Origin of the sequence: Streptomyces sp. NBC_00459, from assembly GCF_036013955.1 — a bacterium.
In the GTDB taxonomy this organism is placed as follows: domain Bacteria; phylum Actinomycetota; class Actinomycetes; order Streptomycetales; family Streptomycetaceae; genus Streptomyces.
Window position 1 is genome coordinate 3,136,367 of the sequence record NZ_CP107903.1, and the last position, 12,241, is coordinate 3,148,607.

Annotated in this window: 9 protein-coding genes; 1 reads left to right on the plus strand and 8 read right to left on the minus strand. The window is 70.5% G+C overall.

All coding sequences use genetic code 11. The features are described 5' to 3' along the window. Positions 1–203: 203 nt before the first annotated feature. Positions 204–2,078: an AMP-dependent synthetase/ligase gene (locus OHN74_RS13655; protein ID WP_327694843.1), complete on the minus strand. Its 1,875-nt coding sequence runs from the start codon at positions 2,076–2,078 to the stop codon at positions 204–206. 249 nt (positions 2,079–2,327) lie between these two features. Then, positions 2,328–4,208: a translation elongation factor 4 gene (lepA, locus tag OHN74_RS13660; RefSeq protein ID WP_327694844.1), complete on the minus strand. Its 1,881-nt coding sequence runs from the start codon at positions 4,206–4,208 to the stop codon at positions 2,328–2,330. 296 nt (positions 4,209–4,504) lie between these two features. Between lepA and rpsT the strand changes: the two genes are divergently transcribed. After that, on the plus strand, positions 4,505–4,771 hold the full coding sequence (gene rpsT / locus OHN74_RS13665; protein WP_327694845.1) for a 30S ribosomal protein S20: 267 nt from the start codon (positions 4,505–4,507) through the stop codon (positions 4,769–4,771). 311 nt (positions 4,772–5,082) lie between these two features. Here rpsT and holA read toward each other — a convergent pair whose 3' ends face one another. From holA to OHN74_RS13695, 6 genes are all read right to left on the minus strand, one after another. Continuing rightward, on the minus strand, positions 5,083–6,072 hold the full coding sequence (gene holA / locus OHN74_RS13670; RefSeq protein WP_327694846.1) for a DNA polymerase III subunit delta: 990 nt from the start codon (positions 6,070–6,072) through the stop codon (positions 5,083–5,085). Positions 6,073–6,199: 127 nt separating this feature from the next. After that, on the minus strand, positions 6,200–6,445 hold the full coding sequence (locus tag OHN74_RS13675) for a hypothetical protein (RefSeq protein WP_327694847.1): 246 nt from the start codon (positions 6,443–6,445) through the stop codon (positions 6,200–6,202). 58 nt (positions 6,446–6,503) lie between these two features. After that, on the minus strand, positions 6,504–7,349 hold the full coding sequence (locus tag OHN74_RS13680; RefSeq protein WP_327694848.1) for an arylamine N-acetyltransferase family protein: 846 nt from the start codon (positions 7,347–7,349) through the stop codon (positions 6,504–6,506). A gap of 4 nt (positions 7,350–7,353) precedes the next feature. Then, positions 7,354–9,894, minus strand: coding sequence for a ComEC/Rec2 family competence protein (locus OHN74_RS13685; protein WP_327700112.1), 2,541 nt, complete (start codon positions 9,892–9,894; stop codon positions 7,354–7,356). A 131-nt stretch (positions 9,895–10,025) separates the two neighbouring features. After that, on the minus strand, positions 10,026–11,153 hold the full coding sequence (locus OHN74_RS13690) for a ComEA family DNA-binding protein (RefSeq protein ID WP_327694849.1): 1,128 nt from the start codon (positions 11,151–11,153) through the stop codon (positions 10,026–10,028). Between the two features lie 168 nt (positions 11,154–11,321). After that, positions 11,322–12,167: a DegV family protein gene (locus OHN74_RS13695; RefSeq protein WP_327694850.1), complete on the minus strand. Its 846-nt coding sequence runs from the start codon at positions 12,165–12,167 to the stop codon at positions 11,322–11,324. Positions 12,168–12,241: the final 74 nt, after the last annotated feature.

A 12,241-nucleotide genomic window follows, 5' to 3' on the forward strand; every position in this document is an offset into this window, starting at 1 on the left:
CGCCGGCTCGGCGGACCGGAAACAGCAACTGCCCGGGGAGAACCCCCGGACAGGGCAAGGCTGATCAGCCAGGTGCGCGCACTACGTCAACTGATGGACAGGGGCCGCCGATCCTGACCTGAGGGGCGCGGGGAACTGCGCGACCGGCCACAGCGGCGCCGCAGCAGCCGTCGCGAGTCCCCCACCACGCCTCCGCGACCGCGCTACGCCTCCCGCGACCCCGCGTACATCTCATCGATCAGGTGCTTGTACTCCCGCTCGACAACCGGCCGCTTCAACTTCAGACTCGGCGTGATCTCCCCGTGCTCGATGTCGAGATCCCGCGGCAGCAGCCGGAACTTCTTGATGGTCTGCCACCTCTGAAGCCCGCCGTTGAGCTCCTTGACGTACCCCTCGATGAGCGCCACCGTCCCCGGCGCGGCGACGACCTCCGCGTACGACTTCCCTTCGAGGCCGTTGTCCTTCGCCCAGGCCAGGATGGACAGCTCGTCGAGCGCGATGAGGGCCGTGCAGAAGTTCCGGTCGGCGCCGTGGACGAGGATGTTGGAGACGTACGGGCAGACCGCCTTGAACTGCCCCTCGACCTCGGCCGGCGCGATGTACTTGCCGCCGGACGTCTTGATCAGGTCCTTCTTGCGGTCGGTGATCCGCAGATAGCCGTCCGCCGACAGCTCACCGATGTCACCGGTGTGGAACCAGCCGTCGGACTCCAGCACCTCGGCGGTCTTCTCGGGCAGACCGTGATAGCCCTCCATGATGCCGGGCCCGCGCAGCAGGATCTCGCCGTCGTCCGCGATGCGCACCTCCGTACCGGGCACCGGCTTGCCGACCGTGCCGGTGCGGTACGCCTCGCCGGGGTTGATGAAGGAGGCGGCGGAGGACTCGGTGAGGCCGTAGCCCTCCAGGATGTGGATGCCGGCGCCGGAGAAGAAGAAGCCGATATCGGGTGCGAGGGCGGCCGATCCGGAGACGCAGGCACGCAGGTTGCCGCCGAAGGCCTCGCGGATCTTGGAGAAGACGAGCGCGTCGGCGACCTTGTGCTTCGCGGAGAGTGCGAAGGGCGCGGACGCGGTGCCGGTGCGCCGGAAGTTGTCCTGGGTGACCTTGGCGTACTCGCGGGCGACCTCGGAGGCCCACTGGAAGATCTTGTACTTGGCGCCGCCACCGGCCCGCGCCTTGGCCGCGACCCCGTTGTAGACCTTCTCGAAGATGCGCGGCACGGCGGCCATGTACGTCGGCTGCACGACCGGAAGGTTCTCGATGATCTTGTCGACGCGGCCGTCGACGGCGGTGACGTGCCCGACCTCGATCTGGCCGGAGGTCAGCACCTTGCCGAACACGTGCGCGAGCGGCAGCCACAGGTACTGGACGTCCTCCGGGCCGACCAGTCCGGTCGCGGCGATCGCCTTCGCCATGTACGACCAGTTGTCGTGCGGCAGCCGGACCCCCTTGGGGCGGCCCGTCGTACCCGAGGTGTAGATAAGGGTGGCGAGCTGGTCTTTCGTGATCGCCCCGACCCGCTCCTTGATCAGGTCCGGGTTCTTCTCCAGGTAGGCGGCACCACGCTGCTCCAGCTCGGCGAGGGTGAGCACCCCCTCGCCGCTCTCGACGCCGGCCGGGTCGATGACCACGACGTGGGTGAGTTCGGGCAGCTCGGCGCTCTTCTCCTGCGCCTTGGCGAGCTGGGTCGCGTCCTCGGCGATCAGCACCTTGCTGGCGGAGTCGGAGAGGATGAACGCCGACTCGTCGGTGTTGGTCTGCGGATACACCGTGGTCGTGGCGGCGCCGGCGCACATGATGCCCAGGTCACCGAGGATCCACTCGACGCGGGTCGCCGAGGCGAGCGCGACGCGCTGCTCCGGCTGTACGCCCAGTTCGATGAGGCCGGCGGCGATGGCGTAGACGCGTTCCGCGGTCTGTGCCCAGGTCAGCGACTTCCAGTCGTCGGGGCCCTCACCGGCGGCCGGGGGTACCGGATAGCGGTAGGCCTCGGCGTCCGGCGTGGCGGCCACTCGGTCCAGGAAAAGACCGGCGACGGACGGCGGACGGTTCTCGATCAAGGTCTGTGTGTCGCTCACGACATCCTCCGGGGCCCGCGGCAGTGCGGCGGCTGGCTCATTTGCGGCTGTTGTTTAACTCGCGAGTAACTACCGAGCAGAGATCAGAGTAAGGCGCGACCGCCCGGCGCGTAAGGGGCGACGGCCTGTCACTTCGTGCAGAGATCGACTGTTCGCTCCGTACAGGCCGACGGTACGCATACGAAGGGGGCCCGCCGCGTTGTCACACGGCGAGCCCCCGTTCTCCCTATTCCCGCGGTCCGGGGTTGGCTACTTCTTGCCCTTGCCCGACCCGGCGTTCTCGTCGCTCGACAGGACGGCGATGAAGGCCTCCTGTGGAACCTCCACAGAGCCCACCATCTTCATCCGCTTCTTGCCCTCCTTCTGCTTCTCCAGCAGCTTCCGCTTACGCGAGATGTCACCGCCGTAGCACTTGGCGAGAACGTCCTTGCGGATCGCGCGGATGGTCTCGCGGGCGATGACCCGCGACCCGATGGCCGCCTGGATGGGGATCTCGAAGGCCTGACGCGGGATCAGCTCGCGCAGCTTGGCGACGAGCCGCACCCCGTACGCGTACGCCGCGTCCTTGTGGGTGACGGCGGAGAAGGCGTCGACGCGGTCGCCGTGCAGCAGGATGTCGACCTTCACGAGCTGGGCGTCCTGCTCTCCCGTGGGCTCGTAGTCCAGGGAGGCGTAGCCGCGGGTCTTGGACTTCAGGTTGTCGAAGAAGTCGAAGACGATCTCGGCGAGGGGGAGCGTGTAACGGATCTCGACACGGTCCTCGGAGAGGTAGTCCATGCCGAGCAGGGTGCCGCGGCGGGTCTGGCAGAGCTCCATGATCGAGCCGATGAACTCGCTGGGAGCGAGGATCGTGGCCCGGACGACCGGCTCGAAGACCTTGTCGATCTTGCCCTCGGGGAACTCGCTCGGGTTGGTGACCGTGTGCTCCTTCCCGTCCTCCATGATCACGCGGTAGACCACGTTGGGCGCGGTGGCGATGAGTTCGAGGTTGAACTCGCGCTCCAGGCGCTCACGGATGACGTCGAGGTGCAGCAGGCCGAGGAAGCCGACGCGGAAGCCGAAACCGAGGGCCGCGGAGGTCTCCGGCTCGTAGACCAGGGCGGCGTCGTTGAGCTGGAGCTTGTCCAGCGCCTCGCGGAGGTCGGGGTAGTCCGAGCCGTCCAGCGGATAGAGGCCCGAGAAGACCATCGGCTTGGGGTCCTTGTACCCGCCGAGGGCCTCGGTGGCGCCCTTCTCCTTGCTGGTGATCGTGTCACCGACCTTGGACTGACGGACGTCCTTCACGCCGGTGATGATGTAGCCCACCTCGCCGACGCCGATGCCGTCGGCCGGGGTCATCTCGGGCGACGAGACGCCGATCTCCAGGAGTTCGTGCGTGGCGCCGGTCGACATCATCTTGATGCGCTCGCGCTTGTTGAGCTGGCCGTCGATGACACGGACATACGTGACCACGCCCCGGTAGGAGTCGTAGACCGAGTCGAAGATCATCGCGCGGGCGGGGGCGTCCTTGACGCCGACCGGGGCCGGGACGTCGCGGACGACCCGGTCCAGCAGCGCGTCCACCCCGATGCCGGTCTTCGCCGAGACCTTGAGCACGTCCTCGGGCTGGCAGCCGATGAGGTTGGCCAGTTCCTCGGAGAACTTCTCCGGCTGGGCGGCCGGCAGGTCGATCTTGTTCAGCACCGGGACGATGGTGAGCTCGTTCTCCATCGCCAGGTAGAGGTTGGCGAGGGTCTGGGCCTCGATGCCCTGAGCGGCGTCGACCAGGAGAACGGTCCCCTCACAGGCCGCGAGCGACCGCGAGACCTCGTACGTGAAGTCGACGTGTCCCGGGGTGTCGATCATGTTCAGGATGTGAGTCCTGCCCCGACCGCCCCCGTCCCCGTCGGTCGGGGCCCACGGCAGGCGCACCGCCTGGGACTTGATCGTGATGCCGCGCTCGCGCTCGATGTCCATGCGGTCGAGGTACTGGGCGCGCATCTGCCGCTGGTCGACCACTCCGGTCAGCTGGAGCATCCGGTCGGCGAGGGTGGACTTGCCGTGGTCGATGTGCGCGATGATGCAGAAATTGCGGATCAGAGCCGGGTCGGTACGGCTCGGCTCGGGCACATGGCTAGGGATCGCGGGCACGCAGGGTCCTGATTCTTGAGGCGTCCGCAGTGTCTGCGGTCTCGGGTCGGATCGATACGTAGGCTCCATGGTCCCACGGGCGTGGAGCGGGGACCGGTTTGGGTGGGTTCGCGCGGTCCGGGCGGGTGGCCCGCAGCCGGATTGGGCTGTCCGGAAGCCGACTGGTAGCCTGGGTCGCTGTGTCTCATGCCCTCTCAGCAGGAGACACACGTGCGGTCAAACGCAGTGAATCAAAGAAGCAATCAAACGGCGCACGAGGCATGCCCTCGTGTTCCTGAACCTGAAAAGGCTCATTCGTGGCGAACATCAAGTCCCAGATCAAGCGGATCAAGACCAACGAGAAGGCCCGGCTGCGCAACAAGGCCGTCAAGTCCTCCCTGAAGACCGCAGTCCGCAAGGCCCGCGAGGCCGCTGCCGCGGGTGACGTCGAGAAGGCCACCGAGGCTCAGCGCGCTGCCGCGCGTCAGCTCGACAAGGCCGTCTCGAAGGGCGTCATCCACAAGAACCAGGCCGCCAACAAGAAGTCGGCGCTTGCTTCCAAGGTCGCCGCCCTCAAGGGCTGAACCTCCCTTTCGTTGATCTGATCCAACCGCCGGAAGGACCCAGCGGGCCCTCTCTCCCGCTCCCACCGGCACCCAGGCTTCACGCACGACCTGCGTTCGCCACGCGGGCGTGAAGCCAAGCAGAACGTTCCACCCGAAGGCCCCGTCCCCTGTCCTGCCCCAGGACAGCGACGGGGTCTTCGGCATGACCGGGCAGTCCTTTTTCAGCCCGTCCGGCGTTTCCCCAGTGGCGGTCCCCTCTGGGGGAGGGATGGGACGGGTAAGGGTGGCGGGGGCGGGGGCGAGGAAACCCACCCCATACGCCCACCCCCCTACCCCCGCCCCCGAGACCGAGCCGCCCGAGCGATCACCACGACCGCCTTCTCCAACGCGTACTCAGGATCGTCCCCGCCCCCCTTCACTCCCGCATCAGCCACAGCGACCGCCCGCAACGCCTCAGCGACCCCATCCGGAGTCCACCCCCGCATCTGCTGCCGCACCCGATCGATCTTCCACGGCGGCATCCCCAGCTCCCGCGCGAGATCCGCCGGCCGCCCACCCCGCGCGGAGGACAGCTTGCCGATCGCCCGCACCCCCTGGGCCAACGCACTGGTGATCAGCACCGGCGCCACCCCGGTCGACAACGACCACCGCAACGCTTCCAGCGCCTCCGCCGCCCGCCCCTCGACAGCCCGGTCGGCGACCTCGAAGCTCGACGCCTCGGCCCGCCCCGTGTAGTACCGCCCGACCACAGCCCCGTCGATCGTCCCCTCGACATCCGCGACGAGCTGAGTCACCGCGGACGCCAGCTCACGCAGATCACTCCCGATGGAGTCGACGAGCGCCTGACATGCCTCAGGCGTGGCGGATCTCCCCGTCACCCGGAACTCCGACCGCACGAACGCCAGCCGGTCCGCCGGCTTCGTCATCTTGGGGCACGCCACCTCCCGCGCCCCCACCTTGCGCGCCGCGTCGAGCAGCCCCTTGCCCTTGACTCCCCCCGCGTGCAGCAGCACGAGGGTGATCTCCTCCGCGGGCGCCCCGAAGTACGCCTTCACGTCCTTGACCGTGTCGGCCGACAGATCCTGCGCGTTGCGCACGACCACGACCTTGCGCTCCGCGAAGAGCGACGGACTGGTCAGCTCCGCCAGCGTGCCCGGCTGCAACTGGTCCGAGGTCAGGTCTCGTACGTCCGTGTCGGCGTCGGCGGCGCGGGCTGCGGCCACCACCTCCTGCACGGCACGGTCGAGCAGGAGGTCCTCCTGGCCCACGGCAAGCGTGACGGGGGCGAGAGGGTCGTCATGTGCGGTCTTCTTGGCCATCCCCGAAAGCATCCCACGAGCCACTGACAACGCCGCCGCCCACCAGGCTCACCGAAGCCTCCGGCAGACCGATGTCCGGTGGACCGACATGGCCACCGCCACGACTCCGACTGCGGCTCCTCACGAACTACGGCTCCTCCCGCCACCCCTCCCACTCGCCCACGAACTCGTCCAGCTCCTTCGGGTCCAGCCGCCCCGGCTCGTCCCGCAGCACCACAAGCCACTGCGCGTCCTCCGCGTCGTCCTCACCGGCCAGGGCATCCCGTACGAGCTGCGGCTCCTCATCGAGGCCGAACCGGTCACGCAGCGCCTCCACCACGTCCTCGGCGGCATCACGGTCGGGCAGCACCAGTACATGTCTCACATCGCTCACGGAGACATTTTCCGCTACCCCGAACCCCGGTCCAGCCGCTTCAGCCGGCCCATTCGCCTCAGTCGTCCCCGCCCGGTCCCCGAACCGTCGGCACACCCGCCACCTCGATCCCGAACCGCTCCCGGTACACGGAGAGCACCTCGCTGTCCGCCCCCAGCTCCGTCATCTCCTTCTCCCCGTCCGGCGCCGTCACCGTGAGACTCCGGCCGCTGAGCGTGATCCTCCCGCCGTCCTCCGTGACCCGCGAACAGACCAGGGACTTCGTGAAGTGCGACTCCGGCGAGGTGCTGTGCCACCAGGCCCCCGCCACGAAGTCCCCGAGCACCCGGGACCGCAGCTCCAGCCGGTACCGACGGCTGCCGTCCCTGACCACGTCCAGGTCGCCCGAGCCCGTGCCCGTGTCCGCCCCACCACCCCGTGCTCCCGCCCCGTCCGGCCCCGCCTCGACGATCCTGAACGTGCCGCCCGGATCCTCCTGCTCGCTCCGCTGCCCGATCGCCAGCGGACAGTGGCTGTGCGCCCCGAAGCCCACGTCGACCAGCCAGTCGCCGCCGTCCCCCGTCCGTACCCGCAGCGCGAGATGGTCGTAGGGGATCCCGAGCCGCTCCTCGTCGCCGTACACCCGCGCCGCGAGCAGCGTGACATCGAAGCCCAGTGCCGTGAGCAACGCCCCGAAGACGCCGTTCAGTTCGTAGCAGAACCCGCCCCTGCGAGCGCCCACCACCTTGTCGAACAGCCGGTTCTCCTCCAGGACGATGTCCTCGCCGAGGTGGATCGAGAGGTTCTCGAAGGGCACCGACACCAGGTGCCGCAGTTGCAGCTCGCGCAGAGCGTCGAGGGTGGGCGACGCCGGGCGTTCTGCGCCCAGCCGACGGAGGTAGGCATCAGCCTGTGCGGAGTTCATGGCCTCAGTTTCTCGCCACCCGCAGCTCCCGGCCCGCGCCGACGACCGCCAAGGCTCCGTCCTCGTCTGTCCGCAGCACCACCGCACCCCCGTCCCTGAGCGCCGCCACCGTGCTGGGAGCGGGGTGCCCGTACGTGTTGTCCGCGCCGCACGAGATGAGCGCCAGCCTCGGAGCCGCCACTCGTATGAGGTCGGGGTCCTGATAGGCCGACCCGTGGTGGGCGACCTTGAGGACGTCCACGGCACGCACCTGTGCAGCCGCCGGCGAGCTCAACAGCGCACGCTGGGCCGGGGGTTCGAGGTCCCCGAGGAGCAGCAGGCGCATCCCGGCCGACCGTACGAGCAGCGTGACACTGGCGTCGTTGGCGCCCTCCGGCTCGGGGGCCGGGGCCGGCCTCGGCCACAGCACCTCCCAGTCGAGGTCACCCGTCCGCCGCCGCTCACCGGCGACGGCACGCGTCACCGGGATGCGCCGGGCCGCCGCCTCCCTCAGCACGAACTCGGCCTGGTCCTCGGGCTCCTCGAACCCGGTTGTCTCGATCGCGCCGACCGGGCGGCCGCGCAGTACGCCGGGCAGCCCCGCGACGTGGTCCGCGTGGAAGTGGGTGAGAATCACGAGGGGCACCTTGGTGATGCCGAGTTCGCGCAGACAGTGGTCGACCAGTGCCGGGTCGGGTCCGGCGTCCACGACCACACCGGTGCCTTCCCCTGCCGCGAGCACGGTCGCGTCGCCCTGCCCCACGTCGCACATGGCGAACCTCCACCCCGGCGGCGGCCATCCCGTGATCACCCTGGTCAGCGGCGTCGGCCGCATCACCACCAGGAGCAGCAGTACCCCGCAGACCGCGCACCACCATGGATGCTTCAGCAGGCGCGCGCCGACGAACACGACCAGCACCACGCACAGCCCCAGCAGCAGCGCGCCCGGCCAGCTGCCCGGCCAGTCCACTCCCCCGCCGGGCAGTTCCGCTCCCGTACGGGCGATGTCCACGATCCATCCCGCGGGCCAACTCGCGCCCCAGGCCAGCATCCTGGCCACCGGCATCGCCACCGGGGCGGTGGCCAGCGCCGCGAAGCCCAGCACGGTGGCCGGGGCGACGGCGAACTCCGCGAGCAGGTTGCACGGGACCGCCACCAGGCTCACCCGCGCCGACAGTACGGCCACGACGGGCGCGCACACGGCCTGCGCCGCACCGGCCGCTGCCAGTGCCTCGGCCAGCCGCGGCGGCACCCCGCGTCTGCGCAACGCCGGGCTCCAGCGGGGCGCGAGGGTGAGGAGTGCGCCGGTGGCGAGGACGGAGAGCAGGAAGCCGTAACTCCGTGCCAGCCAGGGGTCGTACAGCACCAGCAGCAGAACCGCTGTCGCCAGGGCCGGGACCAGTGACCGGCGGCGCCCGGTCGCGAGGGCGAGCAGCGCGACGGAGCCGCAGGCCGCGGCCCGCAGCACACTCGGGTCGGGTCTGCACACGACGACGAATCCCAGAGTGAGTGCGCCGCCGAGCAGCGCGGTCGCACGGAGGGAGATACCCAGACGGGGTGCGAGACCGCGCCGTTCGACCTGCTGGGCAAGCGCGGGCGGGCCGACGAGCAGGGCGAGGAGGATGGTGAAATTCGCCCCGCTGACAGCCATCAGATGTGTGAGGTCGGTCTCCTTGAACGCCTCGTCGAGCTCGGGTGTGACGCGTGAGGTGTCCCCGACGACCAGCCCGGGCAACAGCGCCCGCGCGTCCGCAGGCAGGTCCTCGGTGGCATCCCGCAAGCCCGCGCGCAGCCGCCCCGCGAACCGCTGTGCCGCCGACGGCTCCCTCACCACCTCCGGCGCCGCCCGGTCCCGTACCCGCAGCACGGCCGCGACCCGGTCACCGCCCGTCAACGCGGGCACGAGCCGTCCGGTCACCCGCAGCCGTGTGGACGGCAACAGCCCCAGCCAGGGCGAACGCTCCGGCCCGTCCACCGCTTTCGCCGCCGCCCGGCCGAACGGTCCCGTCCTCTTCGGATTCGCGCCCGCGTCGACGGTCACGAGCACAGGTGTCCGCGTCACCACCGAGCTCCCGTCCGTCTCCTCGACGCGTCGGACATCGGCGTCGAGCAGTACGGCGGTCGGCAGGGCATGGGCGCCCTGGACGCGGGGCCGGGTGAGCCTCGGATCGGAGGTGACCTCCAACTCGGCCGTCACATGGGCGTACTGGCGCGCCAACCCCGGCACCGGCCCCCGCCGCAGATCTGCCCCGTGCAGCCCGGCGGAGACGGCGGCCGCGGCGACACAGAGCAGCACTGCAGCCACGGAAAACCGGGACCAGGTGCCCCACCGGGGCTCTCCCGCCGACGGGAGACCGGGTCGTCCGGAAGAACGGCGGACGAGCAGGAGCAAGCCCGCCACGACCGAACAGACGGCCGCGAAACCGGTGGCCCGACCGGGCGAGGTGTCCAGCGCCAGTGCCGCCGTCGCCCAGGCTGCCAGTGCGGGCGGCACCAACCGCAGGTCCGTCGGCCCTTCCTGCCGGGGATGGGCATCCCCCAGCCGTTTCCCCGAGGCCGCGTGCACGGACCGCCGGGCGCGAGGTGCTCGACGGGCGGGGGTGATCCGGTCGTCGAGCGTGCGGGACTCTTCTCGCGCGGGCCCGGCCACCTCATGCCCGGGCGGGCCTTCGGATTCCGATGTGTGCGGAAGACGGCTCATGGCTGCACAAGGTTTCGCAGATCGGCGAAGCGACGGTCGCCGATGCCGTTCACGTCGCGCAGCTCGTCCACGGACCGGTATCCGCCGTGCTGGGTGCGGTAGTCGATGATGTGCTGCGCCAGCACAGGGCCGACACCCGGCAAGGTGTCGAGCTGATCCGTGGTGGCCGTGTTCAACGAAACAGGCGCCGCCGGGCCGGCCCCAGCCCCGCCCATGGAGCCGCCCGCGCCCCCGCCACCCGAGCCCGCCACACCGCCCACGACCGCCCCCGCCCCCGGTACGACGGGCACGGCCCCTCCGACCACCACCTGTTCGCCGTCCACGAGGAACCGCGCGCGGTTGAGCCCGTCGGTCTTCGTACCGGGACGCACCCCGCCCGCGGCTCGCAGGGCGTCGGCGACCCTGGATCCGGCCGGCAGCCGATGAACCCCCGGCTCACGCACCTTGCCGCTCACGTCCACCACGATCTGGGCCCCGGCTGTTCCCACGACGCCCCGGGGACCGGCCGCGCCACCCGCCCGCACCGCCTCGAACGGAGCCGCCGCCCGCACCACCTCCGGCGCCCGTACCGGCTGGGCACGACCGGTCCAGAAGTGCTGTGCGGCGAGCACCGCGGCAGCGACCAGAACCACCGTGAGCGCCACCACGCTCCGCCGCTCCAGACCGCACCGCACCTGCAACCACACCGGCATGCGCTCCCGCACCGCAAGCCCGGCCCGCTCCTGCCAGAGCCCGGCGGCCGGACCGCCCACGGCACCGACGTCAGCAGCGCTACCGCTGTCCACGAGAGCAGTCGCGACGACGGTGTCCCCGCCGATGTCCGCACCCTCACCGGAAACCCCACGCCCGGCCGCCGGCCTCGGGAAGCGCGCCCTCTCCCCTCCGGCCACCACCTCCGCATCCCGCTCACCGCCCGGTGGCCCCTTCCCCAACTCCCTTCGTTCCAGTGCTTGTTCACCGAAGAGCACCTCCGCTCGCCGGCGGATCTCGTCGGCCGACGCCTGATGCTGCCGGTCCCGGCTGCGGGGCCGCCGGCGGCCGTGGCGGACGCGGCCGTCGGACATCGGGCCACGGCCCGGGCCGCTGGTCGGAGTGGTCGTGTGTGAACGTGATCGAAGTGCCATGCGCCGAGGATGGGGCAATCCACCACACTCGCGATGATCTTGCTCAATTCCGGTGGACAACCGGCCGGTTGTGGATAACTCCGTCACCCACACGGGTTCTGCGCACAAGCAGAGTCCCGTCCCAAGAGCCCCACAGGGCCCATGGAGGCCACAGGCCCACAGGGCACCTCACCGAGGCGAGACAACCACTCCGAGCAGCCCAGGCCCCGTATGAGCCCCGATCACCGCCCCGATCTCGCTCACATGCAGCTCGGCCAGCCCCGGCACCCGTTCCCGCAACCGGTCCGCGAGCGCCGCTGCCCGGTCGGGGGCCGCCAGATGGTGAACGGCGATGTCGACCTGCGCGCCGCCCGCCTGCTCGGCGACGATCTCCTCCAGACGGGCGATGGCCTTGGACGCCGTCCGCACCTTCTCCCGCAGCTCGATACGGCCGCCGTCCAGCTGCAGCAGCGGCTTCACGGCGAGGGCCGAGCCGAGGAGGGCCTGCGCGGCGCCGATCCGGCCGCCCCGGCGCAGATAGTCGAGAGTGTCGACGTAGAAGTAGGCGGACGTGCTCGCGGCCCGCTTCTCCGCGGCGGTGACGGCCTCGTCCACCGTGCCGCCCGCTTCCGCCGCCTCGGCCGCGGCCAGTGCGCAGAACCCCAGAGCCATCGCCACCATGCCGGTGTCCACCACCCGTACGGGCACCGGCGCCTCACGGGCCGCCAGGACAGCCGCGTCGTACGTGCCCGAGAACTCGGCGGAGAGATGCAGCGAGACGATGCCGGTGGCGCCGGACTCGGCGACCTTGCGGTAGGTCTCCGCGAAGAGCTGGGGGCTGGGGCGCGAGGTGGTGACGGATCGGCGCTTCTGGAGTGCCTGGGCCAGGGACCGGGCCGAGATCTCGGTGCCCTCTTCGAATGCCCGGTCACCGATGACCACGGTCAGCGGCACCGCGATGATGCCGTGGCGCTCCATCGTCCGCGGCGGCAGGTAGGCCGTTGAATCGGTGACGATCGCGACATGGCGGGACATGAGCTGGAGGTTACCTGCCGTAGCTCGTGGGCGGCAGGCCGCCCCTTTCACCTGCGACGGGACCGGAGTCGGCC

What these genes read in the sequence shown, in the direction of transcription:
- holA (WP_327694846.1), bottom strand. Translation starts at nt 6,072, where the DNA reads ATGGCCAAGAAGACCGCACATGACGACCCTCTCGCCCCCGTCACGCTT.
- OHN74_RS13680 (WP_327694848.1), bottom strand. Translation starts at nt 7,349, where the DNA reads ATGAACTCCGCACAGGCTGATGCCTACCTCCGTCGGCTGGGCGCAGAA.
- OHN74_RS13690 (WP_327694849.1), bottom strand. Translation starts at nt 11,153, where the DNA reads ATGGCACTTCGATCACGTTCACACACGACCACTCCGACCAGCGGCCCG.
- OHN74_RS13695 (WP_327694850.1), bottom strand. Translation starts at nt 12,167, where the DNA reads ATGTCCCGCCATGTCGCGATCGTCACCGATTCAACGGCCTACCTGCCG.